27 protein-coding genes, 1 other RNA gene and 1 pseudogene are annotated in these 25,802 nt (G+C 60.2%); 8 read left to right on the forward strand and 21 right to left on the reverse strand.

Translation table 11 applies throughout. From position 1 onward, the window contains the following. Positions 1–3 precede the first annotated feature (3 nt). The 6 genes and pseudogenes from QD357_RS27420 to ruvC form a co-directional block, all read right to left on the reverse strand. Positions 4–906: a metallophosphoesterase gene (locus tag QD357_RS27420; RefSeq protein ID WP_107109102.1), complete on the reverse strand. Its 903-nt coding sequence runs from the start codon at positions 904–906 to the stop codon at positions 4–6. After that, positions 903–1,946 (reverse strand): Holliday junction branch migration DNA helicase RuvB, encoded by a 1,044-nt coding sequence (gene ruvB, locus QD357_RS27425; protein ID WP_414125467.1) that lies wholly within the window; start codon positions 1,944–1,946, stop codon positions 903–905. The genes QD357_RS27420 and ruvB overlap by 4 nt, the downstream gene beginning before the upstream one ends. Further along, the gene (locus QD357_RS27430; RefSeq protein WP_107109104.1) at positions 1,943–2,341 is read right to left on the reverse strand and encodes a PIN domain-containing protein; all 399 of its coding nucleotides are present in this window, start codon (positions 2,339–2,341) and stop codon (positions 1,943–1,945) included. The genes ruvB and QD357_RS27430 overlap by 4 nt, the downstream gene beginning before the upstream one ends. Further along, positions 2,310–2,600, reverse strand: a complete 291-nt coding sequence (locus QD357_RS27435) for an AbrB/MazE/SpoVT family DNA-binding domain-containing protein (protein ID WP_107109105.1) — start codon at positions 2,598–2,600, stop codon at positions 2,310–2,312. The genes QD357_RS27430 and QD357_RS27435 overlap by 32 nt, the downstream gene beginning before the upstream one ends. A 54-nt stretch (positions 2,601–2,654) precedes the next feature. Next, the gene (gene ruvA, locus QD357_RS27440; protein ID WP_107109106.1) at positions 2,655–3,269 is read right to left on the reverse strand and encodes a Holliday junction branch migration protein RuvA; all 615 of its coding nucleotides are present in this window, start codon (positions 3,267–3,269) and stop codon (positions 2,655–2,657) included. A 79-nt stretch (positions 3,270–3,348) separates the two neighbouring features. Beyond that, a pseudogene (ruvC, locus tag QD357_RS27445) lies at positions 3,349–3,858 on the reverse strand (crossover junction endodeoxyribonuclease RuvC); the annotation flags it as partial. A 194-nt stretch (positions 3,859–4,052) separates the two neighbouring features. Here ruvC and QD357_RS27450 point away from each other — a divergent pair. Then, positions 4,053–5,051 (forward strand): LLM class flavin-dependent oxidoreductase, encoded by a 999-nt coding sequence (locus QD357_RS27450; protein ID WP_414125468.1) that lies wholly within the window; start codon positions 4,053–4,055, stop codon positions 5,049–5,051. 71 nt (positions 5,052–5,122) lie between these two features. Here QD357_RS27450 and QD357_RS27455 read toward each other — a convergent pair whose 3' ends face one another. The 8 genes from QD357_RS27455 to QD357_RS27490 all read right to left on the reverse strand — a co-directional run bounded on the left by QD357_RS27455 (position 5,123) and on the right by QD357_RS27490 (position 14,510). After that, entirely contained in the window at positions 5,123–5,869 is a 747-nt protein-coding gene (locus QD357_RS27455) for a YebC/PmpR family DNA-binding transcriptional regulator (protein ID WP_107109109.1), read from the reverse strand. A 173-nt stretch (positions 5,870–6,042) separates the two neighbouring features. Further along, positions 6,043–6,885, reverse strand: a complete 843-nt coding sequence (locus tag QD357_RS27460) for an MBL fold metallo-hydrolase (protein ID WP_414125469.1) — start codon at positions 6,883–6,885, stop codon at positions 6,043–6,045. Between the two features lie 119 nt (positions 6,886–7,004). Next, complete coding sequence (locus QD357_RS27465; RefSeq protein ID WP_414125470.1) at positions 7,005–7,829, reverse strand: YmdB family metallophosphoesterase; 825 nt, start codon at positions 7,827–7,829, stop codon at positions 7,005–7,007. Between the two features lie 3 nt (positions 7,830–7,832). Then, the gene (locus QD357_RS27470) at positions 7,833–8,420 is read right to left on the reverse strand and encodes a 5-formyltetrahydrofolate cyclo-ligase (RefSeq protein ID WP_107109112.1); all 588 of its coding nucleotides are present in this window, start codon (positions 8,418–8,420) and stop codon (positions 7,833–7,835) included. Positions 8,421–8,525: 105 nt separating this feature from the next. Then, positions 8,526–9,146, reverse strand: a complete 621-nt coding sequence (locus QD357_RS27475; protein ID WP_107109459.1) for an HAD-IA family hydrolase — start codon at positions 9,144–9,146, stop codon at positions 8,526–8,528. A gap of 258 nt (positions 9,147–9,404) precedes the next feature. Continuing rightward, positions 9,405–10,802, reverse strand: coding sequence for a virulence factor (locus tag QD357_RS27480; RefSeq protein WP_107109113.1), 1,398 nt, complete (start codon positions 10,800–10,802; stop codon positions 9,405–9,407). Next, positions 10,799–13,408, reverse strand: a complete 2,610-nt coding sequence (gene mprF, locus QD357_RS27485; RefSeq protein ID WP_107109114.1) for a bifunctional lysylphosphatidylglycerol flippase/synthetase MprF — start codon at positions 13,406–13,408, stop codon at positions 10,799–10,801. Before mprF ends, QD357_RS27480 begins: the two co-directional genes overlap by 4 nt. Positions 13,409–14,027: 619 nt before the next feature. Continuing rightward, a complete protein-coding gene (locus QD357_RS27490; protein ID WP_414125471.1) occupies positions 14,028–14,510 on the reverse strand; it encodes an SRPBCC domain-containing protein in 483 nt (160 codons plus the stop codon). 62 nt (positions 14,511–14,572) lie between these two features. Here QD357_RS27490 and QD357_RS27495 point away from each other — a divergent pair, with 62 nt between their 5' ends. After that, positions 14,573–14,896, forward strand: coding sequence for an ArsR/SmtB family transcription factor (locus tag QD357_RS27495; protein WP_107109117.1), 324 nt, complete (start codon positions 14,573–14,575; stop codon positions 14,894–14,896). Positions 14,897–14,932: 36 nt separating this feature from the next. Here QD357_RS27495 and QD357_RS27500 read toward each other — a convergent pair whose 3' ends face one another. Next, entirely contained in the window at positions 14,933–15,796 is an 864-nt protein-coding gene (locus QD357_RS27500; RefSeq protein WP_107109118.1) for a helix-turn-helix transcriptional regulator, read from the reverse strand. Positions 15,797–15,897: 101 nt separating this feature from the next. On the opposite strand from QD357_RS27500, the gene QD357_RS27505 reads away from it, so the two are divergent. Beyond that, entirely contained in the window at positions 15,898–16,716 is an 819-nt protein-coding gene (locus QD357_RS27505; protein ID WP_107109460.1) for an SDR family NAD(P)-dependent oxidoreductase, read from the forward strand. 47 nt (positions 16,717–16,763) lie between these two features. After that, on the forward strand, positions 16,764–17,477 hold the full coding sequence (locus tag QD357_RS27510) for an SDR family oxidoreductase (RefSeq protein ID WP_107109119.1): 714 nt from the start codon (positions 16,764–16,766) through the stop codon (positions 17,475–17,477). A 42-nt stretch (positions 17,478–17,519) separates the two neighbouring features. Here QD357_RS27510 and QD357_RS27515 read toward each other — a convergent pair whose 3' ends face one another. Then, positions 17,520–17,957, reverse strand: a complete 438-nt coding sequence (locus tag QD357_RS27515) for a MarR family winged helix-turn-helix transcriptional regulator (RefSeq protein ID WP_245407506.1) — start codon at positions 17,955–17,957, stop codon at positions 17,520–17,522. Between the two features lie 118 nt (positions 17,958–18,075). On the opposite strand from QD357_RS27515, the gene QD357_RS27520 reads away from it, so the two are divergent. Then, positions 18,076–19,875: a chloride channel protein gene (locus QD357_RS27520; protein WP_414125473.1), complete on the forward strand. Its 1,800-nt coding sequence runs from the start codon at positions 18,076–18,078 to the stop codon at positions 19,873–19,875. A gap of 71 nt (positions 19,876–19,946) precedes the next feature. Here the strand turns inward: QD357_RS27520 and ssrS are convergent. From ssrS to QD357_RS27535, 3 genes are all read right to left on the reverse strand, one after another. Next, a non-coding RNA gene (gene ssrS / locus QD357_RS27525) (6S RNA) lies at positions 19,947–20,105 on the reverse strand. Positions 20,106–20,179: 74 nt separating this feature from the next. Beyond that, the gene (locus QD357_RS27530; RefSeq protein ID WP_107109122.1) at positions 20,180–20,557 is read right to left on the reverse strand and encodes a cell division protein ZapA; all 378 of its coding nucleotides are present in this window, start codon (positions 20,555–20,557) and stop codon (positions 20,180–20,182) included. 49 nt (positions 20,558–20,606) lie between these two features. Next, on the reverse strand, positions 20,607–20,882 hold the full coding sequence (locus QD357_RS27535) for a DUF4164 domain-containing protein (RefSeq protein ID WP_107109123.1): 276 nt from the start codon (positions 20,880–20,882) through the stop codon (positions 20,607–20,609). Positions 20,883–21,283: 401 nt separating this feature from the next. Here QD357_RS27535 and tkt point away from each other — a divergent pair, with 401 nt between their 5' ends. The 3 genes from tkt (at position 21,284) to QD357_RS27550 (ending at position 24,927) form a co-directional block, all read left to right on the forward strand. Next, positions 21,284–23,266 carry a transketolase gene (gene tkt, locus QD357_RS27540; protein WP_414125474.1) on the forward strand — a complete coding sequence of 661 codons (1,983 nt, stop codon included), beginning with the start codon at positions 21,284–21,286 and terminating at the stop codon, positions 23,264–23,266. Positions 23,267–23,329: 63 nt separating this feature from the next. After that, a complete protein-coding gene (gene gap / locus QD357_RS27545) occupies positions 23,330–24,340 on the forward strand; it encodes a type I glyceraldehyde-3-phosphate dehydrogenase (protein WP_107109125.1) in 1,011 nt (336 codons plus the stop codon). Positions 24,341–24,342: 2 nt separating this feature from the next. Continuing rightward, positions 24,343–24,927 carry a putative glycolipid-binding domain-containing protein gene (locus tag QD357_RS27550; protein WP_107109126.1) on the forward strand — a complete coding sequence of 195 codons (585 nt, stop codon included), beginning with the start codon at positions 24,343–24,345 and terminating at the stop codon, positions 24,925–24,927. A gap of 9 nt (positions 24,928–24,936) precedes the next feature. On the opposite strand, the gene QD357_RS27555 is transcribed toward QD357_RS27550, so the two are convergent. Next, positions 24,937–25,296: a transcriptional regulator gene (locus QD357_RS27555; protein ID WP_107109127.1), complete on the reverse strand. Its 360-nt coding sequence runs from the start codon at positions 25,294–25,296 to the stop codon at positions 24,937–24,939. Beyond that, the gene (locus QD357_RS27560; RefSeq protein ID WP_107109461.1) at positions 25,283–25,573 is read right to left on the reverse strand and encodes a DUF6516 family protein; all 291 of its coding nucleotides are present in this window, start codon (positions 25,571–25,573) and stop codon (positions 25,283–25,285) included. Before QD357_RS27560 ends, QD357_RS27555 begins: the two co-directional genes overlap by 14 nt. Positions 25,574–25,802: the final 229 nt, after the last annotated feature.

The following is a 25,802-nucleotide window of genomic DNA, read 5'->3' on the forward strand; positions in this document are numbered from 1 at the left end:
GTCCTATCCCAGATCGATCACAACGATTTCCGGCGGCACGCCGACACGAACCGGTGCGACCGAACAGCCGAGGCCACCGGAGACGATGATATGCCGGTCCTCCTCGACGATATGGCCATATACATATCGGTCGCCATAGCGCGACGGCAGATAGGGCGACCAGCCGAAAACCCTGACCTGCCCGCCATGCGTATGGCCGGACAATGTCAGCGACACGCGCGACGGTACGGTTGGGAAGATATCGGGCTCGTGCGCAAGGAGGATGACCGGCGCATCGTCATTCACCTGCGCCAGCGTGCCGTCGAGATCATCGAGCCCTTCCGTGAACTGACGCTTCCAGCGGACGCTCCGGCGCAGGGCAAGCTGATCTTCGACACCCGCAAGCCAAAAGCCATGTCCATCCTTTTCCAAGCGAACCGATCGATTGGAATAAACCGGAATTCCGACATCGACCAACGCCTTGTGACTGAATGTCGGGCCATGGCCGTTCTTCTGCGCAGTAGCATCGTGCCACCAGTCATGATTGCCGACGATCGCGTGAACGCCGAGCGGCGCCTTCAGGGCTGCAAGCTCCGCCGCCCATACGCCATGATCGACATGGCCAGTTACGAAATCTGTTCCCGATGTGTAATCGCCCAGGAGAACGATGATATCGCCACCGAGATCGTTGGCGCGGGCGCAGATGGATGCGATGCGATCGGCCGTCATCCACGGCCTGCACGCATGAAAATCGGCAAGCGCCACGATCCTTAGCTTCAGCCCCGGCGTCCAGGCTGGGGGAGTCAACTGGTAACGGGTTGTGCTCAAACGCACCACGGGCTCGTATCCGAAAGCATAGCCACCGAGTGTCAGCAACCCGACGATACTACTGCCGAAAAGCTTCAGAAACCCGCGTCGGCCAATCACTCGCCTTCCTCCTGGAACAGCCTGAACTGCGCTGCCTCCAGGTCCTTCGGCGGCTGCATCCCGAGATGCCGCCAAGCGATCGCCGTCAGCACGCGGCCGCGCGGCGTGCGTTGAATGAAGCCCTGCTGAATCATATAGGGCTCGATGATATCCTCAATCGCATCACGCGGTTCGGAGAGGCCTGCGGCGATGGTTTCGATACCGACCGGGCCGCCGCCGAAATTCACCGCGATCATGTTGAGATAGCGCTTGTCGAGCTGATCGAAACCGACATTGTMGACCAGCAGCCGGGTCAATGCCTCATCGGCGATCTCACGGGTCACAGCCTCGGCCTTCGCCACTTCGGCAAAATCACGCACTCGGCGCAGCAGGCGGCCGGCGATGCGCGGCGTGCCGCGGGCGCGCCGGGCAATCTCGCGCGCGCCTTCTTCAGTCATGCCGAGCCCCATTAGCCGCGCCCCGCGCCGCACGATCAGCTCCAACTCCTCGACGGTATAGAAGCTCAGGCGAACCGGAATGCCGAAACGGTCACGCAGCGGCGTCGTCAACAGGCCGAGACGGGTGGTAGCGGCAACCAGCGTGAATTTGGCGAGGTCGATCTTCACCGACCGCGCCGCCGGGCCTTCGCCGATAATCAAGTCAAGCTGGAAATCCTCCATGGCCGGATAGAGGATTTCTTCCACGGCCGGGTTGAGGCGATGGATTTCATCGATGAAGAGCACATCGCGCTCTTCGAGATTGGTCAGAAGTGCCGCAAGATCGCCGGCCTTGGCGATAACCGGACCGGACGTCGAGCGGAAATTGACGCCAAGCTCCTTCGCCATGATCTGCGCMAGTGTCGTCTTGCCGAGACCGGGTGGACCGACGAACAAGACGTGATCCAGCGCCTCTCCTCGCCCCTTCGCCGCCTCGATGAACACCTTGAGATTGGCACGCGCCTCCGCCTGGCCGGTKAACTCGTCCAGCGACTGCGGCCTCAGCGTCACATCCAGGTCTTCGCCCCGCTTTTCCGGCGATATCAGGCGTGCGGCTTCGCTCATGTCAGAAATTCCATTCCGGGTATGCGTTTCGCGGCTTTTTCATCGAAGGTTACGGTTTTGGCGCAGCCATTACGAGCTGCAATATGGGCCACAACATGATCCGACAGATCGAAATTCAACGGTGCATCGTCCGCTATAAGTTCATCAATGTAGTATTCATCTTCGAAGATCAGTTCTTCCGCCGCCAGCAATTGACGAAAGGCCGCGGCAATCACCTCATTGCCGTATTTATATCTTCGCCGGAGCACCCAGCAAACCTCCGCGAAAACGAGCAAGGAAATGAACGCCGGATCGGCCATTGAACGCTGATTGATGAAGCGCCTCGCAACCTCGAGCTGAGCGGGATCGTCTGCCAAGATAAATCTAAGTAGAACGTTGGTGTCGATGCCAATCATCTTTTATTCTCTGATCCTTTTCCTCAAGATATTCGCCGATTGCCTCGTCGATATCCTCAAGTGACAAGGGCGGCCGGTTGGGATCGTGCAGAAGGCCAGCCAAATCCGCAGCCTTCTTGTTCTTGGCGCGTAGGTAGATCTTGTCGCCATGCATGATGAAGCGGATTTTATCGCCGGGTTTGAGTTTCAGCTTCTCGCGAATCTCGACCGGGATCGTGGTTTGCCCTTTGGAGGTTACCGTAGCATCGTAAATGGTCATGGCTCGTCTCCTTACATTTTTATCTTAGCAAGGAATATTCAGGAAAGAAAGGAATTACCGGGACAGTTCCTTCAATCCCAGCCTGATCAGCTTGGCACTATCTGCCCCCTCGCCCGCCGACTTCATCGCGGCCGCGACTGCGTTCGCGGCCTGATCGCGGGAGTAACCGAGATTGGTAAGCGCGGAAACGGCATCGGCGACCGGAGCGGAAGCGACGCCCTCACCCAATTCCTGCTTGAGGCCGATATTGATCGCCTCGCCCGCAAAAGCCGGCGCCTTGTTCTTCAACTCAGTGACGATGCGCATTGCCACCTTCGGCCCGACACCCGGCGCACGGGACACGGCGCTGCGATCCTGCAGCGCGATCGCGTTKGCAAGCTCCGCCGGCGTCAGCGTCGACAACAGCGCCAGCGCCACCTTCGCGCCAATGCCCTGCACGGTCTGCAGAAGATTGAACCACTCCCGCTCCAACACCGACGTAAACCCGAAAAGGCGAATCTGGTCCTCGCGGACATAGGTTTCGATGAAGAGAACGCAGGCTTCCCCCACGGAGCCAAGCTTCGACAGCGTGCGCGCCGAGCAATAGGCGACGTAGCAGACACCATGTACATCCACGAGCGCATAGTCCTCGCCGATCTCTTCGATTGTGCCTTTCAACTTGCCGATCATGAATGATGTCCGTCAGGGATGGGTTTCGGGGAGATGAGGTGAAGTGAAGGAAAGTAGGAGCGGTAACGAAAACAAACTMCCCCGCCAGTGCCGCCTGATGCATCCGGCTGGCACCGCGATTGTGGGCATGGCAGATGGCGATGGCCAGCGCGTCGGCGGCGTCGTTTCCCTTGAACTCTACTTTCGGCATCAAGATCTTCAGCATCATATGGATCTGCTGCTTCTCGCCATGCCCCACGCCAATCACCGCCTTCTTGACGGCGTTCGGCGCATATTCCGCAACCTGCAGTCCGGCGCGCGCCGGCACCAACATGGCGATCCCGCGCGCCTGACCGAGCTTGAGCGTCGCCACCGCGTCCTTATTGACGAAGGTCTGTTCGACGGCGGCTTCATCCGGCTTGTAGCTGTGGACGATATCGGCAAGCCCGTCATGAAGCTGGCATAGGCGCGACGCGAGATCCATCTCGCCATCCGATGTCACTGTTCCCGAGGCAACGAAACGCAGGGAATTGCCCAATGTGTCGATAATGCCCCAGCCGGTACGGCGCAGGCCGGGATCGATGCCGATGATTCGAATCATGTTCTGCATGCGTTAACCTATCTTTGGAGCAGCAGATGTGCCAGCAAAATGTGAACAAAACAAAAACAAACTCCCGACGCTATCGCCTTTCTGTAGTTCTGAAATCACGATGACGAAATTGCAGGGCGGGGTTTGGAATGGAGTGTCCGCGCTCCTACATGGAGAGAATTGCTCCTCCCCTTTCACCACGCAGGTTTCTTGCCATGGTCCCCTTTTCCATTCTCGATCTTTCGCCCGTTGCCGAGGGCAGCACCGTCAGCCAATCCTTCGAGAGCTCGAAGCGCATGGCGCAGAAGGCGGAAGCGCTTGGCTACACCAGGTTCTGGCTGGCCGAGCATCACGGCATGCCAGGCATCGCCAGCGCCGCGACCGCGGTCGTGATCGGCCATGTCGGAGCAGCGACTTCGCGTATCCGCATCGGCTCGGGCGGCGTCATGCTGCCGAACCATTCTCCGCTGGTAATCGCGGAGCAATTCGGCACGCTGGAAGCCCTGTTCCCGGGCCGCGTCGATCTCGGCCTCGGCCGCGCGCCGGGCACGGATATGCGCACCGCGCAGGCACTGCGCCGCAATCTCGATGCCGGCGCTCAGAGCTTTCCCAACGATATTGTCGAGCTGCAGCACCTATTCAGCCCGGCCGACGAGAACCAATCGATCCTTGCCGTGCCCGGCAACGGTGCCAAGGTGCCCATCTGGCTGCTCGGTTCAAGCCTCTACAGCGCCCATCTCGCCGCCATGCTCGGTCTGCCCTATGCCTTCGCCTCGCATTTTGCGCCGGAAGCGCTGCTCGACGCAGTCGCCATCTATCGCCACCGTTTCACGCCATCGGCAACGCTCGACAAGCCCTATGTGATGGTCGGCGTGATGGGTTCGGCCGCGGATACGGATGAAGAAGCGCAATATCACTTCACCTCGGCACAGCAGCAATTCGTCAACCTGCGCCGCAATGTCCGTGGCCCCTTCCCCCGTCCCCGCAAGGACATGGATGATTTCTGGACGCCGATGGAAAAGCTGAACGTCGAGCACACGCTGCGCTATGCCGTCGTCGGCTCACCCGCGACGGCGGAAGCCAAGCTTTCTCAGTTCATCAAGGATACGGAAGCGGACGAAGTGATCATCTCGATGCCGATCCACGACATCGAGGCGCGGCTGAGATCGGTGGAACTATTCGCGCAATTGCCGTCGTTCAAAAAGGCGGCCTGAAAAACAAAAGACCCCATTCTCCGTTAGGCAAAGCCTTGTGAGAATGGGGTCTATTTTTTTGGCAGAAGAAATTAGGCCGAAAGCTTGGCCAGAATCTCGTCGGAGACTTCGAAGTTCGAGTAGACGTTCTGCACGTCGTCATCATCTTCCAGGCTGTCGATGAGCTTCATCAGCGACTGTGCCTTTTCTTCGTCGACCGGCACATTGTTCTGGGCACGCCAGATCGCCTTGACGGTTTCGGCTTCGCCAAGCGTCGCTTCGAGCGCCTTGGCGACTTCGTTCATCGCTTCGAAACCGCAGATGATGGTGTGGCCTTCTTCGTCGCTCTCGACATCGTCGGCGCCGGCTTCGATGGCGGCTTCCATCACCTTATCGGCATCGCCGACCTCGGGCTTGTAGGTGATTTCGCCGACATGGTCGAAGGAGAAGGAGACGGAACCAGTTTCGCCGAGCGCGCCGCCAGCCTTGGTGAAGATCGAACGGACGTTCGACGCGGTGCGGTTGCGATTGTCGGTCAGAGCCTCGACGATGATCGCCGTGCCGCCCGGGCCGTAGCCCTCATAACGGACCGCATCGTAATTCTCGGTGTCCGCGCCGGAGGCTTTCTTGATGGCGCGATCGATATTGTCCTTCGGCATCGACTGCGCCTTGGCGTTCTGGATCGCCAGGCGCAAACTTGCGTTCATGCTCGGATCAGGCAGACCCGTTTTGGCGGCGACAGTGATTTCACGCGCCAGCTTGGAGAACATTTTCGAACGCACGGAGTCCTGACGGCCCTTGCGATGCATGATGTTTTTAAACTGTGAATGGCCAGCCATGGCACCCCTGTTCACGTCTTTTGTTGGGAATGGGCCGCCTTATAAGAGCGAAGTGGCTTTCATTCAAGCAAAAAGCCCGCGATGACGCCCACGACAGGGCGCCCGGCAGCGATATCCTTCGAAGGTGTGCCCGGGCGGAGGGAGAGGGCCGCCCGGGCATCGTGCTGATCGGCTCAAAGCCCCTTCAGCACGTAAATCAGCGGCTTTCGCGGCAGCGTTTTCAGCGAAATCGTGGTGCTTGCGGTCGGCGCATAGGCTACGTCGAAATCCGGACCGAACATCGTCAGGAATTGCTGTATCGGCGGTCCCCAGCGATGCATGGGCAGAATGAGCGACGAACGCAGCCGCTTCACCACCCGGCTCATGCTATCCGCGCCCATGGTAAGGCCGCCATCGACCGGCACCATGACGACATCGAGCCGGCCGATCTCGGCATATTGCTTGTCGTTGAGCTCGAAATGCAGGTGGCCAAGATGGCCAATGCAAAGGCCCGCCACTTCGAAGATGAAGATCGAATTGCCGTTCGCCTCGACGCCTCCCGACAGGGAGCGGATATCGGTCACCACATTGCGGATCAGCGTATCGCCGACGGTCAAATTGATCTTCGCCGGCTCGCCGGGCGTATCGCTCCAGCCGTGCAGCACATATTTGATCGCCGGGTCCGGCGTCAGCGTGTAATGGCTCGGATGCGCCTTGTTCATCGTAACGACATCAGGCGTATGGGGCGGTGGGAAGACGCCGCTGAAATCAGTCGCGATCGACACGCCGCCGGGAGTCTCGATGAAGAGAGTGGCATGACCGAGGAAAGTGATTTTTACATCGCMGCCGACGGAATCGTTGGCCGGCGTCGGGGCTGAACCGGTAAAGCTGGCAAATGTCGCCTGCGGCAGCGACTGCGCGACGGCCTGACATTGGCTGACATGTGGGCGGGAAGGTCTCTCCTGGGCGTCTGCGACACTGCAACCTGCCACAGTGAGCAGGAAGATCACAGCGAAGACGGGAAATCGCAGCATCATGCCACCCTTTCAGCTCCACAGAGGGCGAAGGATGCGGCATGGCCTGAGGTACGTCCAGCGGCAATCCCGATCGGATTGCTCACAATCGCGTCATCGCCGCCGGGCGGTCAGCGGCTGGGCTAACGCCAGAATTCCGGAATGGTCTCGGCCAGGCGCGGTCCAATCCTGAGAGGCGCGATCTTTTCGGCAAGCCCCGTCGCATCCGATATCTCGACACCGACGCCGCAGATGGTGGCCGGGCCGGAAGCGGCCTCGAAACKACCCTTCGGCATCTTCGAAATGAAACGGTTGAGCGGCTCTTCCTTTTCCATGCCAAGCGACGAATCGTAATCGCCGCACATGCCGGCATCCGACATGTAGGCGGTGCCGCCGTTCAGGATCTGCGCGTCGGCAGTCGGCACATGCGTGTGCGTGCCGACGACGAAGCTGGCGCGGCCATCGACGAAATGGCCGAAACACTGCTTTTCGCTGGTCGCTTCGGCATGGAAATCGAACACGATGGCGTCCGCCTGCTCCTTCAGCGGGCAGGCATCGAGGATCGCTTCCGCCGACTTGAACGGATCGTCCAGTTCCGGATGCATGAAGACGCGGCCCATGATATTGGCAACGAGTACGCGGGCGCCATTGCGGGCATAATAGATGCCGGAACCACGACCGGGTGTGCCGGCAGGATAATTGGCGGGGCGCAGGAACTGATCATGGCGCTCGCAGAACACCACCGCTTCCTTCTGATCCCAGACGTGATTGCCCGTCGTCACCACATCGGCGCCGGCATTGATCGTTTCCAGAAAAATGTCCTCAGTGATGCCGAAGCCGCCGGCGGCGTTCTCGCCATTGACGATGACGAAGTCGAGCTTCAGATCGGAGATGAGGCCCGGCAGGCGATCCCAAACCGCAACCCGTCCGGTCTTGCCGACCATGTCACCTAAAAATAGCAGCCGCATTTCCTATCCAATCTCTACGGAGACGAAATTGAGTCCGCTCTCGGTCAAAATCGCGTCCAGGCGGACATCATGCGGCTCAGCCGGTACTGATGGCACTTCTTGGCAATCGAATGCAATGCCGATCAACCGTGGATTCAGCCCTTTTTGCTGCAATCGATCGATGGCGCGGTCGTAATAGCCCGCGCCGTAGCCAATACGATGGCCGGTATTGTCGAAAGCCGAAAGCGGCACCAGCATAATATGCGGGTCCAACACCGCAGCCTCTGGCCCCGGCCCTGCTGTGCCAAAGCCGCTGGAAACGAGCGGCGCACCCGCAACGAGTTCGCGAAAAACGATGGTGCGTTTGTCGAGGATGACCGGCACGCAGAGCCTTGCACCCCGCTCGCGCAGCCGCGCCATCAGCGGCCGTATATCCACTTCGGATCGGATCGGCAGGAAGCCGGATATGATCTCTCCGGGTTGAAACTCGATCGCATCGCCGGCATGCGCGAGCATCGCCAGCCCCTTTTCGATACGCTCATCGGGAGAAATGGCATCACGCGCTGCCAGGCGCTCGGTGCGATATAGGGTTTTCAGCTCTTTGGGGGTCATCGGGCTTTCGTGGATTTCGACAATATCACGAAAACATAATGAGCTGGCGGCCCATTGCAATGCGTGAACGCGACATGCGGTGATTGCATGCTCGCCAGTCGGACGTCAACCGTCCCGGCGCATCACCGAAATCCCGCCATCTCCATCGACATGCGCTCGAACATTCTCATAGTTCAGCAGCGTCGGATGATTGGTATCGACCGGATGGGAATGCGTCGCCGTAATCACCATGACGTCGGCGCCAGCGGATTCGCCCGCCCTGATGCCGGCCATCACGTCTTCGAAAACCAGGCAATCGGACGGTCGCAGACCGAGGCGCTCAGCGCCGAGAATGTAGCATTGCGGATCGGGCTTGCCGATCTTGACGTCTTCGGCGGTGACGATGAAGCGTGGAACCGGGATGCCGGCGGCGGCAAGGCGCGCCAGGGCAAGCCGATGTGGCGAGGAAGTGACGATCGCCCAGCGCTCCGGCGGCAGCGAGGCTAGGAATTCGATGGCACCCGGCAGAGGCACCACGCCTTCCACGTCGGCGATTTCCGCTTCCATGATCAACATCGACTCCGCTACCGGATCGACGCCCGGCAGGTTGAGCCGGCCGATCGTATCGACGCCGCGCGCACCGTGCATGGTCGGCATGAACGCCTCAACATCCAGCCCCTTGCCGCGCGCCCAATCCCCCCAGACACGCTCGGCGGCAGCGATCGAATTGATGATCGTGCCATCCATGTCKAACAGGAATCCGGAATAGCTTTTGTCAAAGGCGAAAGACGGTGCGGCGGACAAGGTTAGTCCCTTTCGGTTTGGCGGGATCAGTCGGCGAGCCAGGGCTCACTCACGATATCTCTGCTCCGACTACCGACAGCGGCGGCAAGAAGCAAATGAATGCTGGATGGCAGGTGGGAAAACGCCGGCTCACCGAGCTCTGGCATATCCATCATCGCGGCAGGATGCGCGACGGAGCAGACCGCCGCGCATAGCGCTATATTATTCGCCGAGCCGGCTCTTCAGACCGTCGATGATATGATTGGCCAGCGCCTCGTAGTCGTCATCGAAATGGTGGCCACCATCCATGGCGATGACTTCGGCGCCCGTGCCCTTTAGCGAAGGGCAGGCGACGTCCTCGTCGTCATCCTTGCCGTAGATGCATTGAACCGTCTTCGGATTGATAGACTTGAGATCGGCGAGGGGATCGCCGCCTTTGCCTTCGCTCTCGGCGCCGAGCCAGCCCATGACCGAGATCACATAGTCGACTTTGCGCGACAGCGACAGCAGCGACATCTGCACGATCTTGTCCTTATCCGCCTGCTTCAGGCGGTTGTAGCTCGCCGGCAGCACGTCGGCGCCGAAGGAATAGCCGATCAGCACCACATGCTTCACCTTGAAGCGCTTGGTGTAGTACTGGATCATGCGGGCGAGATCGTCGGCCGTCTGCTGCGGATCGCGCTCCGACCAGAAGTAGTGCAGTGAATCGACACCAACGACGGGGATGCCCTGGTCCTGCAGATAGCTGCCGACCTCTTTATCGATATCGCGCCAGCCGCCATCCCCGGAATAGACGATCGCCAGCGTGTCTTCCGTCGGCTTGGTGTTCATGACATCGACCGGCAGGCCGAGCGGCGACTTTTCACTGTCGATCGTCTTCATCAGATCCACCAGCCCGTCGCTCAGCGCCGCATAGGCGTCATCCTGGTCGGAATCAGTGACCTTGACGTCTGGATGCTCCTTCTGGATCTCCTCGACATGATCGCGTCCATCCTTGGGAGCCTTCGAGGTGAAGGTGGCAAGAATCGGGTTTGGCAGCGCGCCGTCTTGCAGGCCGAAGGACACCATGTCGCCATCGGTCTTCTTTTCGGCCGGCGTGCAAAGCTCCTGCTTCAGCGCGATGCCGAAGGTCGGATCGACAGCAAGCGTGCCGGCCACGGTGGCGTCGGGGGTCTGGGCGGCGATGGTCATCGCCATGGCGCCGCCGGCGCCGACACCGGCGATGACAGGCAATTCATAGGTGCTGTCGGCAAGGGAGCGCTGCACCTGCTGGCTCAGCGACTCCAGATCGGAGACCATGTAGATACAGCCGTCATTCTGGCTGACGTCATACTTGTTGAGCGACGCCAGGAAGGACGGATAGTCGATACCGATGACCAGGGTACCATTGGCGACGAGCTTGTCGGCAACGCCCTTTTCCTTGTCGCCCCAGCCGCTGGCGTCGGAGATCAGAACGACCTCGCTCGTCACCTTACCCTGCGGACGCATGATATGCGGCGGGGAGATCATGCCGAGATCGTATTTGGTGCCGTCCTCGTCCGCTTTCGCCGCGCCTGATGCCAGTAGGCCCGTTGTCAACATGAATGCGAAAGCGAATGACATTGCGTATTTCAAGATCATTTCCTCACGACCCCCTTAAGTCCGCCCCCGATGAGGAATGTGGCATCCATCAACGCGATCATTGGACTGACACCTCCCGAAACGGCTAGGTAACGTGGCTGCCATTCGGGATGAAATTTGGATTTGAAGGCACGAAGCCCTTTGAAATTGTAGTAGCGTTCGCCGTGTTCGAAGACAGTTCCGCCGACCCTGTCCCAAACCGGCGCCGATTCCCGCCTCGACATGCCCGATAGCGGCGCCATGCCGAGGTTAAAGCGCTGGAAGCCCTGCTCCTTCAGATACTCGAGAATCTGCACGAACAAAAAATCCATCGACCCCTTCGGCGCATCGGGCGAAAAGCGCATCAGATCGACGGAGCCCTCTTCTTTGGTCTCCGTCATCAGGATGTTTGCGAAAGCAACGATCTTACCATCCTTCTTCAACACGCCTACCGGCTGCGACACGACATAGTCGGGATCGAAAGCGCCAAGCGAAAAACCCTTTTCCTTGGCGTTGTGATCGGCAAGCCATGATTCCGAAACTTCGGCAAGCTGATCGATGACATCGGGCACATGCTGCGGCTCGATAACGGCAAATTCTAGTCCATCACGCACGGCACGGCTCGCCGTCTGGCGAAGATTGGCCCATTTGCCGCCCTTCAGCTCGAAATTCGCGAGATTKACCACCGCCAGCTCGCCGAGCTTGAAAGCACGCAAACCGGCATCGGCGCAATAGGACAAAAGTGTCGGCGATATCTGATAGAACACCGAACGACAGCCGGCCGAACGGGCAGCTTCGACGAAGCGCCAGACAAGCTCCGGCAGCGCGTGCCGAGGCCCGATCGGATCGAACAGCGCGATCCACGAACGGCCCTGCTTGCCATACATGATGAAAGCATCGCCCTTTTCGGAGAACATGATGCTTTTATCGCTCATGCGCACGAGATTGGCGTCGGCGACGCCTTGCTTGCGCACGATTTCAACGGCTCGTTCGACGGCATGGTCGGAAACCGGCTCCAGGCGCGCGGTAGCCGGCCGCAACAGGCTAAAGATCGCGATCGCAGATGACACGATGGAGATGCCGAGCACKGCACGAAGCCCGCGCGGCGCCTCTTCGGTAAATTCGAACTGCCACCAGAGCTGGTTGCTGTAATCCACGTCGCGATAGACGAAAAACAGGATGACAACGGCGCCGATGCAGATCACGGCGATTGCCGTCAACCATCCGCCCGTCAAAGCTTGGTTGAGCAGCGAAGCCGGGCGTGTGAACAACCGGCGGCTGACGACGAGGCCGAAAACGAGGAAGGCGAGAAGCGCAGCCTCGACCACCGCGATGGCCTTCAGCAGCGAGAACAGCAGCGCAAAGACCGCCGAGATGATCGAAACCCACCAGGCGCCATCGAGACGCTGGCCGAGGCCGCGGGCAGCAACKATCATCGCCAGGCCGAGAAGGCTGGAGATAAAGTGCGCGCTTTCGACGAGCGACAGCGGCAGAAAGCTGGAAAGAAATTCGAGGTTCCTGTCCGGCGTCGGCGTCACGCTCGAAAACACCAGCATCATGCCCAGCAGAAGCGCGAAGGTCGACAGCAACTGCGGCATCAGCCGACCGCCGATACGCCGCATGCTGGAAGCGGCCGGGTGGTCGACGAAACGACGCAGCTCCGCCGCCGAAACCGCAAGGATCGCGATCGCCAGCGGGATGACGTTGTAGATGACGCGGTAGAGAACCAGAGAACCGAGAACGGCGTCAGCGTTCACGGAGCTGCCGAGCCACGCGATGATGATCGTCTCGAAAACGCCGAAACCGGCCGGAACGTGGCTGAGCACGCCGAGGCCGACAGCGATGGCGTAGATCGCGAAGAAGCCGGGCCAGCCGATGGCCGAATCCGGCAGCAAGACGTAGAGCACGGAGGCCGACGCGGCGATGTCGACCGCGGTCACCAGGAATTGGCGCGACCAGGTCAGCGAATCCGGCAGTCGGATGGCGATCGGCCCGATCCGAACCTCGCGGCCATTGCGGCCCACGATGATCACTATGGCCAGCGCTGCGAGAATAGCACCGGCGATCAGACGCAGCCACAGGCCGTCGACGTTGATCAGCGGGCCGATCTCATCGGCGATGATCATCAGCGCGATGGCACCGACGGCGGCAAGCCCAAGGCCGAAGGCAAGCGTCACGAAAGCGATGACACGGGTAATGTCGTCCGGGGCCAGACCGAGCCGGGTATAGGCGCGATAGCGGATGGCGCCGGCGCTGAGCGCACCGAAGCCGGCGGTGTTGCCGACGGCATAGGCGCTGAAGGAGGTCAGTGCCACATGCGGGAACGACAGCCGTTTGCCGATATATTCCAGCGCGTTCTGATCATAGAAGATCAGCGAAAAGAAGCTGAGACCCGTAAAGAACAGGGCAAGCAGGATGGACGAGACTTTCGTCGTCGCCAGCGCATGCACCACATCGTCATAGCGCACTTCGTTCGTCAGATCGAAGATCGCATAGGCGGCGATACCGAAGACGGCAACGGTGAGGATAGCGACGATCAGCGTGCGATTGCGGTTCAAGAATCCGCTTATGCCACCGCGCGCTTCCAGTTCCTCATCGGCTTTTTCCAGATCGATTGGGGTCGACATGCTCTACCTGTTTGAATTGGCTTTCGCCGGTCCCGTTTGCTCGGATATGCAGTAACGGTAGTCTGCATCTTCGTGTTACCGCCTGCACTTCTTACGACGGGCTCTTTTTCTCGAGCGCTCCCATCATTCTGAATTTGGGCAATTTTGGCGCAGGACCCGTTCCGCCAGCAATGAATCTGTTATTATTTAAAGGAATTTGTCATTCACCCGGATTTTGAGCTTATCCACACAGAAAAGTGAACAGTGTGACCTGCAATCAACGCAGCTCTCTATCAGGAAATTCCAGCTAGTCACACCTGCCGATGCATCTTTTTGACGATCGTATCTTCCAAATCCGGCACACGTTGCGTTCCCGAGCGCAGCTCGAGCTTGTCGACCCGCTCCAATCTTTGGCGATATTCATCGGTTTGGTGGCCGGTTATGTGCTTTATTCGGCTGGAAGCGCGACCGACGCGGTCGCCTCGACAACTATCCATGGCGCGCAGGCTGACGCAGAGTTTGCACGCTTGGCACCGGGGGTAAGCGCTTGCACTGGTCTTCTCGGCGGCAACGCGCCGCCGGGAAGCTTGCGCGGTTGAGACGGTGAACGGTGAGCAGCGTATGAGCGCTGCCTGTTGCCTCATCGATCCGGCGCCTCCGCAGGCTCGCCGCGCATTTCGCTCAGGAAGAATCCCTCGCGCAGATTGATGTCGTACTCGACGAAAGCCTTCATGCAGCAAAGCATCTGCGTCCAGCCCTCGCAATTCAAATAGGTGCCGCGCCGCCCGGCTGCGTCCTCGCGCCAGCCGGATTCCTCGATCGTCACCAGGGTACCGCCATCCTCCAGCGGTTCGAACGTCATCTCCACCTTGGTCCTGTAGCGCGCTCCGTCTTCGCCGGTGCCGCCTTCCCAGTGAAAGACGATCCGTCGGTCGGGCTTCACCTCGCTGACCTCGACCGGCGCGTTTTTCCACCAGATCACGGTCGTTCCTGCCACGAGCGGCGCGCTGGCGCCGCCGACGGTGGTGAAATAGCTCGAAAGCTTCTTCGGATTGACAACTGCATCGAAGACCTCATCCACCTTGCGGCCGATGCGTCCCGAAAGACGAACATTCAACGTCATGGTTTTCCTCCGCTGTGCTCATCTCCATTGCGATCAAGGTCATTATGTTATAAAAACATAACATGTCAAGCGAATCGGACAGCGACCTCATTTTCAAAGCCCTGGCGCACCGCCGTAGGCGCGAAATCCTCGACATGCTCAAGGAGGCACCGAGGACGACCGGCATGCTCTGCGAGACTTTTGCGGATATGGACCGCTGCACGGTGATGCAGCATCTGAAGGTGCTGGAAGAGGCTGATTTGGTAATTGCCAAGAAGGAGGGTCGTGAGCGCTGGAATCATCTCAACAGCCTGCCGATCAAGCAGATTCACGACCGGTGGATCAGCGCCTATGCCGGCCACGCATTATCGATCCTTGACCGGCTGAAAAGCGATCTTGAAGGCTGAGGTTACAGGGGCCTTATGCGCTGGCGCGCCGCGCGATCAGCTTTTTGCGTTCCGACCCAGGAGTGTCTTCAGCTTCTCGCCGGTTCCGTCCTCATCCAGCGGCGTATAGACGACCAGCTTCATATCCGGCCGGTCGATGACGGCAAGTGCCGTATATTCGAACGTCATCAGCCCGCCCTGCGGATGGCGCAAGCGCTTGTAGCCTGCGAGCGGCCGCAGCACTTCCTGTTTCGGCCACCAGGCGCGAAATTCCGGGCTTGTCTGCGTCAACGTAGCGATCAGCCGTTCGAAGTCGGGATCGCCTGCGTAGCGCGCGCTGTCAGCGCGGAACATGGCGAGCGAATTTGCCGCCACGATCTCCCAATCGACCAACAGCTCGCGGTGCGCAGGATCGGTAAATACCCGATGGACGCTATTGCGCGCATCGCCTTGCAACGCGCCGTAATCGCCGAAAAGAGCCACCGCCGCCGAATTCCAGGCAAGCACATCCCAGCGCCGGCCGAGGACATAGGCGGGTTGGCCGGTGAGGCTCGCAAGCATCCGCCGCAGGGATTCCGGCACCTCTTCCGGCCCGCGCGAAGGAATTTCCGCCGACGGCCGATCGCTTAAGGTGAAGAGATGCCGTCGTTCCGCAGGGTCCAGCCGCAATGCATCGGCAAGCGCCGACAGCACTTCCGCCGAAGCACGCACATCCCGCCCCTGCTCCAGCCAGGTGTACCAGGTGGCTCCGACGCCTGCGAGAAGCGCCACTTCCTCGCGTCGCAACCCCGGCGTCCGCCGGCGAAATCCATCCGGCAGACCCACGCTTGCCGGCGTCAGCTTCTCCCGGCGAGATCGAAGAAAAGCGCCGAACTCACGGCGTTTAGCTTCGAGAACGGTCTGGTTTTGATTGATGGTCATGGCTCATCATAGCAGGATGAATACTAGGATAAAACCGGAACTGTTTGCCGCTTTCGCAAACTGCCAAATATCACTGCATGGATGAAATGGAGGTGATTGCGATGGACATGAGCGGCAAGACGATCCTGATCACCGGCTCGACAGACGGCGTCGGCCGCCGGGTTGCCGAAAGGCTTGCTGTATCGGGCGCTATGGTGCTGGTGCATGGACGCGATAAGGCGCGCGGCGAGAGCCTGCTTTCCAATATTCATAATGCGGGCGGAAAAGCCGCCTTTTATCCCGCCGATCTTTCATCGCTCGACGAGGTCCGTGTCCTCGCAGACGCGATCAAGCGCGACCATGATCGCCTCGACATTCTGATCAACAATGCCGGTGTCGGCACCAGCAGCGGCAATGCCGGGCGCCAGGTCAGCCGTGACGGGCACGAGTTGCGCTTTGCGGTGAACTATCTTGCCGGCTTCCTGCTGACGCGCAGCCTGCTGCCGCTGTTGAAGGCGAGCAGCTCGGCCCGCATCGTCAACGTTTCCTCGGCTGGCCAGCAGCCGATCGACTTCTCCGATGTCATGCTGACGCGTGGCTATAGCGGCGTGCGCGCCTATTGCCAGAGCAAGCTGGCGCAGATCATGTTCACGTTCGATCTCGCCGAGGAACTGGCAGGCACCGGCGTCACCGTTAATTGCCTGCACCCCGCGACTTACATGGACACGACCATGGTGCGCCAGGCAGGCGTGACACCCTTGAGCACAGTCGACCAAGGCGCCAACGCCATTCTCAACTTGGCAGCAGCCTCCAACCTCGAAGGACGCACCGGCCTCTATTACGACGGGCAGCGCCCCTCCCGCGCCAACGCCCAGGCCTATGACGCGACAGCACGCAAACGGCCGCGCGCCCTCAGCTACGACCTCACCGGTCTCGCCTGAGCGACCCCGACATCTCCGCCATCAATCATCCAACAAGGAGACGAACCATGTCATCCCAACACGCCGTCATCATTGGCGGCTCATCCGGCATCGGCCTTGCGACCGCCGCCCATCTTCTCGAAAAAGGATATCGGGTGACCATTACAGGTCGCGACGAGGCAAAGCTTCGGGCAGCGCAAAACCTCTCGGGCGATGTCGCGACGATCGTCATGGACGCCGCCGACGTCACTGGTCTTGCCGGAATTTTCCAGACGATCGGGCCTTTCGATCATCTCGTCCTGGCACTCGGCGGCGGCAATGGCGGTGGCCCCTTCGCAACCGTCGACCTTGCCGATCTCAAGAAGGGTTTCGAGCAGAAGACGATGGCGCATTTTGCCTGCGCTCAGGCTTGTCTTCCCTATCTCTCAAAGGAAGGCAGCATCACCTTCGTCTCCGCCGTCTCAGCCCAGGCGGCCTTACCGGGAACAGCAGGGCTTGCAGCCGTCAACGCCGCAATCGCCGCCCTTGCGCCAGTTCTTGCCGTCGAACTCAAGCCGATCCGGGTGAACTGCGTCTCGCCCGGCGTCGTTGACACGCCGTGGTGGGATTTCCTCGGCGAAGAACAGAAGGCGCCAGCCTTTGCCGGCTTCGCCGCACGTACGCCGGTTGGACGTGTCGGGCGCCCGCGGGAGATCGCCGAAGCCATCGCCTTCCTGATCAGCAACGGCTTCACCAGCGGCCACACGCTGATCTGCGACGGCGGCATCCGTCTCGGTCAATAACCGCGAGCGCGCCGTTGCCGATCATCCACGGCAATGGCTTCTTCATTTGCCGCCGACATCCGCCTGCAGATGCGTCAGGATATCGATGAGTTCCGGCGCCATGTCCCGGATTTCCCGCAGATGGATGGCCGTCAGCCGACGCAGGATCTCTTCGGATTTTTCCGTCAGCCGCAGCGTTTGCCGGCGCTTGTCGGCGGGATCGGGATGGCGGGTGACATAGCCGGCATCGATCAGCCGGCCGACCAATTCGGTCGCCGTATGGGGTGCGATCAGCAGCCGTTCCGCCAACATGCCGATGGTCATCGTCTCGTTCTCTGGGTTGCCCTTAATCGCCAGAAGCGCCTGATGCTGCTGCGGCGGCAGTCCCTCCTGATGGGCAGCGGAGGTGCTGAAATCCATGAATTTGCGGAGCGTGTAGCGCAGTGTCGCCAGAGCCTCGTAATCCGCCTGCGATAGCGTTTCATCCAAATCCCGCGCCACTTCCATCTTCCTCACAAATACATTCTGTTTTCAGCCGTTGATTTATATCGCATTACGATATAATTGCCATTGCAGTTTCGGCCAATTTGCCGCCGCGCTTTAGCACAGAAAGCATTCCATGCAGGATATCAACGTACATCATCGGCCCGCCCATGATTTCTCGGGTGGCGCTTCGCGGAAAGACAATGGGGATTTCACGACGGACAAGCGCGTCCTGGTGCTTGCGGCCATGGCGCTGGTCGTGGGCACCGGCGGCGCTCTCTCGGCCTGGGTGCTGATCAACCTCATCGCGCTTGTCACCAACGCCGTCTGGCTGTTCAAGATCAGCGTCGAACCGCTGTCGCTCGGCACCGTCGCCCGCTCCCCCTGGATGGTGGCCGCGCCCATCATCGGTGGCCTCGTCATCGGCCTGATGGCGCGCTACGGCTCGGAAAAGATCCGCGGCCACGGCATTCCGGAAGCGATCGAGGCGATCCTGATCGGCGGCAGCCGCATGTCGCCGAAAGTGGCCGTGCTGAAGCCACTCTCTTCCGCCATCTCGATCGGCACGKGCGGCCCGTTCGGCGCGGAAGGGCCGATCATCATGACCGGCGGCGCCATCGGCTCGCTGTTCGCCCAGTTCTTTCATCTGAGCGCTGCCGAGCGCAAGACGCTGCTGGTCGCGGGCGCCGCCGCCGGCATGACCGCAATCTTCGGCTCGCCCATCGCCGCCGTCATGCTGGCTGTCGAACTGCTGCTGTTCGAATGGAAGCCGCGCAGCTTCATCCCGGTGGTAATCGCATCCTGTGTCTCCATCGCCTGGCGGCCCCTGCTCATTGGCAGCGGCCCGCTCTTTCCGGCCCATTTCGACATGCAGCTAAGCTGGTGGGGCATCCTGCTGGCCGCCGGCCTMGGCATTGTCTCCGGCCTGCAATCCGGCCTTTTGACGACGCTGCTCTACCGCATCGAAGACGCCTTCGAGAAACTGCCTATCCATTGGATGTGGTGGCCCGCACTCGGCGGCCTCGTCGTCGGTCTCGGCGGGCTGATCGAGCCGCGCGCGCTCGGCGTCGGCTATGACATCATCTCCGATCTGCTGAACGACCATGTCGTCGCGATTGCCGTAGTTGCCATTCTCTTGGTCAAGGCCGGTATCTGGCTGGTCGCCTTGTCGTCGGGAACGTCGGGCGGCGTGCTTGCGCCGCTTCTCATCCTCGGCGGCACGCTCGGTTGGCTTATCGGCCTCGTCCTGCCCGGAGATCCCGGCTTTTGGGCGCTGCTCGGCATGGCCGCGATGATGGGCGGCACGATGCGCGCGCCGCTGACCGGCACCTTCTTCGCCATCGAATTGACCGGCGACATGCATGCGCTCGTGCCGCTGCTTGCCGCCACGGTCGCAGCTTACGCGGTCACCGTGTTGCTGTTGAAGCGCTCGATCCTGACGGAAAAGATCGCGCGCCGCGGCCAGCACATCACGCGCGAATACGGCATAGATCCGTTCGAACTGACCCGCGCTGCCGACATCATGATTGCGAAGGTGGATACGCTTCCCGCCGCGATGCAGGCGGCAGAGGCACTAAAGCAGTTGACGGAGCAGCCGGATGCCCATCGCTTTTATCCCGTCGTCGAGACCGACGGGCGTCTAGTCGGCATGATCTCTCGCGCCGATGCCTTGAGATGGCAGGGCCAACCCGATCTCGCCGGCCAGACACTCTATGATCTGATCTCGGATACATCCATTCCGGTCGCTCATCCCGAAGACACGGTTGGCCGCGTCGCCGATATCATGATCCATGCCGATACCGGCCGCGTTCCCGTCGTCGATGAGCGGACCGGCGTCCTTGTCGGCCTCATCGCCCGTAAGGACCTGCTGCGCCTGCGCAGCGCGGCCAACCGCTCTGAATTCGAGCGCGGCGCCTATCTCGGAGCGAAACGTTAAGGGGAGGAGCGGCGTCAGCGGGGCAACAAGAACCCTGCGGCGCTGCCTGTTCTTTAAGGTCGAGAAAGAAAGAGCGATCCACGACGACCGATGGATGTTTACGATCCTGGGCGCCTACAAACGTAGGTGGGCACCGTGTGTCCAGGCCCACGGGCCTGGTCAGGGACAGCTCCCTTTGGATCGAGTATGGCCCCAGGGATTGTGGTTCCTGTCGGGAAGCGCAGACCGCAAATCCTATATAAAGACAATTCTCGCCTTGTACCAGAGGGTGCCACGACGCAATCCCTGTAAATAAAGGAAAGCCTCAGTTCGGCTCGGCACTCGGACGAACCGCCAGTTTCTCGGTGATGCCGCGAATGCGCATCGTCACTTCGTCGATGACGGTCGCGAGCGTCTCCTCGCTGCGGGCATTGGCCGCAAGCACGGTGTCACGGTTGCTGCGCAGGTTTTCGAGTTCGGCTTCCAGCGCCGAGACACGGCGCGTCAATTCCGCCACCTCGTCCATGATCATGATGCCGGCCATGACGGTGACACGCAGATCGCCGATCTCGCCGAACTGGCTCTTCAGATGCATGACATAGCGGTCGAAGCGGGTGGCGAGATCCGTCAGATGCTCTTCCTGCCCTTCTTCGCAGGCCATGCGATAGGCCTTGCCGTCGATCGTTACCGTTACCTGCGCCATCAGACTTTCCGATCATTGCCGCGGATCGCGACGGCTGCGTCCCAAGGGATCAGCGGTCGAGCACGGCTCTTATGGTTTCCATCGCCGTCACAAGCCGGCGCGAGACTTCGCGATTGACTTCTTCGAGCCGGTTCGCCCGGAACTCGGCCTGGTCGAGTTCCTGCGCGAGCCGCGAGCGATCCGCATGCACCCGGCGAACTTCGCCTTCGACATCGCTTTGCGCGCGTTCACGTTCAAACCGCCCGTCGACGGCGCCTTCCAAAGTCGAAAGCGCCTGGCGCAACTGAGCGAGCGCCACATCCACCGTTTTGCCTGAGGGTGTCATGCCTCTCGATTCCCCGTGCAAGGCCCGAATCAAAATATCCGGCCACTCGACTGATTTCGCAACAATATTCAACTCAGCAACTGAACGTCAATAAAGGCCGCCATGCGGCAGGGGGCCTAATCTGTGGATGAAGGTCTCCTTTATGACTTAGGCGGGCTTTGTCTTGCCCATGTCGTCTTTTGTATAAGCCGACGGGCAAATGTCGAAAAATTGCCGCACCACCCCCTGATCGGCCCGTGGATTTATTGACTTGCTCGCCCTAACTGCTATGTCTCAGCCGCCTGAGGCAGTAGTGAAAACGGAGTTTGTAAAGACTTCTCCGTTTCGGCCGCCTTTCAACCGGTGGCCCAGCCTCCCAAGCGTGTGGCCATCCCCCGAACCCGGAACCCTGCGGAAAAACCATGATCTCTCGCGAACAACACGACCGGATGGCGAATGCGATCCGTTTCCTTGCCATGGATGCTGTCGAGAAGGCCAATTCCGGTMACCCCGGTCTACCGATGGGGATGGCGGATGTCGCCACTGTTCTCTTTAGCAAATATCTGCGCTTCGACCCGAAGCATCCGCACTGGCCGAACCGTGACCGCTTCGTGCTTTCGGCCGGCCATGGCTCCATGCTGCTCTATTCGCTGCTGTACTTGACCGGCTATCCGGACATGTCGGTCGAAGACCTCAAGCAATTCCGTCAGCTAGGTTCCAAGACCGCCGGCCATCCGGAATATGGTCATGCCACCGGTATCGAAACCACCACCGGTCCGCTTGGCCAGGGCATTGCCAACTCGGTCGGCATGGCGATCGCCGAGCGCAAGCTGCGTGAAGAATTCGGCGCCGATCTCATGGATCACCATACCTATGTCATGTGCGGCGACGGCTGCCTGATGGAAGGTATCAGCCATGAAGCGATTGCGCTCGCCGGCCACCTGAAGCTGAACAAGCTCATCCTCTTCTGGGACAACAACTCCATCACCATCGACGGCGCTGTTTCGCTTTCGGATTCGACCGATCAGGTCGCCCGCTTCAAGGCCGTTCACTGGAACACGATCGAAGTCGACGGCCATGATCAGGCCGCCATCGGCGCAGCTATCGAGGCCGCTCACCAGTCCGACCGCCCGACGCTGATCGCCTGCAAGACGATCATCGGCTTCGGCGCTCCGAACAAGCAGGGCACCCACAAGGTTCACGGCTCGCCGCTCGGCGCCGAGGAAATCGCAGCCACCCGCGTTGCGCTGAACTGGCCCTATGACGCTTTCGTCATTCCCGACGACCTCCTCACCGAATGGCGCGCTACCGGCGAGCGGTCTGTCGAGACCCGGATCGCCTGGGAAGGCCGCGTCGCGAACGCGGAGGCCGGCAAGAAGGCCGAATTCAACCGCCGCTTTACCGGCGAGCTGCCCGCTGGCTTCGATGCCGCCATCAGCGACTACAAGAAGAAGCTCGCCGAAACCAAGCCGACGCTCGCAACCCGCAAGGCATCGGAAGACGCGCTCGAAGTCATCAACGGCTTCCTGCCGGAAACACTCGGCGGTTCCGCCGACCTGACGCCGTCGAACAACACCAAGACCAGCCAGATGAAGTCGATCACCCCGACCGATTTCTCCGGCCGTTACGTCCACTGGGGCATTCGCGAGCACGGCATGGCCTCCGCCATGAACGGCATCGCGCTGCATGGCGGCCTGATCCCTTACTCCGGCGGCTTCCTCATCTTCTCGGACTATTGCCGTCCGCCGCTGCGTCTCGCCGCGCTGATGGGCATTCGTGCCATCCACGTTCTGACGCATGACTCGATCGGCGTCGGCGAAGACGGCCCGACCCACCAGCCCGTCGAACAGATCGCCGGCCTGCGCGCCATTCCGAACTTCCTGCTGTTCCGTCCGGCTGATGCCACTGAGACGGCGGAATGCTGGCAGCTCGCGATCAAGACGCAGAATCGTCCGTCCGGCCTCGCGCTGACCCGCCAGAACCTGCTCGCTGCGCGCACCGAATACAGCGAGAAGAACCTCTGCGAACAGGGCGCCTACACGCTMGTCGGCAAGGCCGATGCCAAGGTGACGATCTTCGCTTCGGGTTCCGAAGTCGAAATCGCCGTCGCCGCCCGCACAGCGCTGGAAGGCAAGGGTATTTCCACCCGCGTCGTTTCCGTTCCCTGCACGGAACTCTTCTTCGAGCAGCCGGACGCCTATCGCCAGGAAGTGCTCGGCAACTCGCCGGTCAAGATCGCCGTCGAAGCTGCCGTTCGCGAAGGCTGGGACGCATTCATCGGTCCGGAAGGTACCTTTATCGGCATGAAGAGCTTTGGCGCTTCCGCGCCCTACAAGGACGTTTACAAGCATTTCGGCATCACCACGGAAGCGGTTGTCGCCGCCGCCGAGGCAAAGCTTTCCTGAGGGCGTCGAAAGGCGCTCTCCATTTCAATAGAAATACCCTGAGTGAACGGGAGTGAACACACTATGACTGTAAAAGTTGCCATCAACGGTTTCGGCCGCATCGGCCGTAACGTTCTGCGCGCGATCGTCGAATCCGGCCGCACTGACATCGAAGTCGTTGCCATCAACGACCTCGGCCCGGTCGAGACCAATGCCCATCTGCTGCGTTACGATTCCATCCACGGCAAGTTCCCTGCCGAAGTGAAGGTCGAAGGCGACACCATCATCGTTGGCGGCGGCAAGCCGATCAAGGTCACCGCGATCAAGGATCCGGCAACCCTGCCGCATAAGGACCTCGGCGTCGACATCGCCATGGAATGCACGGGCATCTTCACGGCCCGCGACAAGGCCGCCGCTCATCTGACGGCCGGTGCCAAGCGCGTCATCGTTTCGGCTCCTGCTGACGGCGCCGACCTAACCGTCGTTTTCGGCGTCAACCACGACCAGCTCACCAAGGAGCACCTGGTCATCTCCAATGCGTCCTGCACCACGAACTGCCTGGTGCCGGTGGTCAAGGTTCTCGACGACGCCGTCGGCATCGACCACGGCTTCATGACGACCATCCACTCCTACACCGGCGACCAGCCGACGCTCGACACCATGCACAAGGACCTGTACCGCGCCCGCGCCGCGGCCCTGTCCATGATCCCGACCTCGACGGGCGCCGCAAAGGCGGTTGGTCTCGTTCTGCCGCACCTGAAGGGCAAGCTCGACGGCACGTCGATCCGCGTTCCGACCCCGAACGTCTCGGTTGTCGACTTCAAGTTCGTGTCCAAGAAGGCAACGACGGTCGGCGAAATCAACGAAGCCATCAAGGCTGCATCAAACGGCAAGCTGAAGGGCATCCTCGGCTACACCGACGAGCCGCTGGTTTCCCGCGACTTCAACCATGACAGCCACTCGTCGATCTTCGCGACCGACCAGACCAAGGTCATGGAAGGCAACTTCGTGCGCGTCCTGTCCTGGTACGACAACGAATGGGGCTTCTCCAGCCGCATGTCCGACACGGCCGTCGCTTTTGCCAAGCTGATCTGATCATGGCCTTCCGCCCTCTCCTTCCGACGACAGTCCGCTGGCGTCCCATGGAAGGAGACGGGCTGGAGCATCTGACGATCGCTCCCATCGACGCGGCCACCGGCGCAGCCATTCGCGCCTGTGGCACCATCATCGGCGGCCGCGGAGGTTCGCCCTATGGCGTCTTCTACCGCATCGATTGCGCAGCCGACTGGACCGTTCTCTCCTTCTCGATCGAAACCACCGATGGCCGGCGCCTCGCCCTGCTTTCCGACGGCAAAGGACATTGGCACACCGAAGAGGGCGTTGCCCTGCCGCAATTCGACAGCTGCATCGATATCGATCTCTATGGCTCCCCCTTCACCAACAGCCTGCCGATCCGCCGGCTTGAGCTGACGCCCGAAGCCGGAACGGCAAAGCTAGCCATGCTCTATATCCCGTCCGACAGCTTCGTGCCGGTGCGCGATGGCCAGCGCTACACCTGCATCACGCCGGAAAAACTCTATCGCTACGCCGCCGAAGACAGAGCTTTCACCGTCGACCTGCCGGTCGATGCGGATGGCCTGGTGATCGACTATCCGAGCTATTTCAAGCGTGTGGATGTTTGATGCGGCCGATCAAGCTGCGGCCTCAATATCGAACTCGACATGTATCCGATCATAGGGAAAGACGATGCCATCGTCTGTTCTGTCAATCACACCGTTGCGCAGCAAAAGCTCAACATCGGCATGGACGCCTTTGAAATCTCTGTCCACACGACGCGCTACCTCGCGCATGCTAATCGCCCCTTGCCCACTCATGACGCGCAGGATTTCAAGGCGTTTGGGCGCGAGGACGCGGTGCATCAGATCCCATGAAGCAAAGGCAAGGCTCTCATCCGCCGCCGTCTCCTGTCCGGACTCCACAGATTTCCACGCCTCTGCCGCACGGCTCAATGTTTCTTCCAACGTCTCTATTCTGACTTTAAGCGTTGTCATCGAACCATCCTTTCACGTCCTGCATGAAATCGGCGAGCAGTTTGTCGACATTCTCGAAGTGATATGACACCTCAGTATCACCCACATGCTTGTGGTCGCCCTTGCCGGCCTCGTTATCATAGCGCAACACACACGTACCTTCGACGACCAGCGCTAAACGGTATTTTATCGTGTGGAGGCTACCGCGCAGAGGAATTGGCACTTGCCAGATCACAATTTCGAAGAATGCTCCCTCACGGAGTTGGCGCCTTGTCTTCTGGATTAGCTTTGCTTCCATGATGGAATTCATACCATCAGTCGATATCGATGTAAATTATTCCATCATCTAAAAACATCTTGAATCTTCCCTCTCCCTGCCCTGCTATGGTCCAGATTTACAAATAAATTTTTCACAGGAATTCTCCCAAGACGTTCCGGACCGTTTCACTGTTCTGGTGAAACGCATCACATCATGAAGTCGCAATCGTCGGAGCGGGCATCGATCCAGCGCCTTCTCCGAATAATAT

Source organism: Rhizobium sp. BR 317 (genome assembly GCF_047445835.1).
In the GTDB taxonomy this organism is placed as follows: domain Bacteria; phylum Pseudomonadota; class Alphaproteobacteria; order Rhizobiales; family Rhizobiaceae; genus Rhizobium; species Rhizobium paranaense.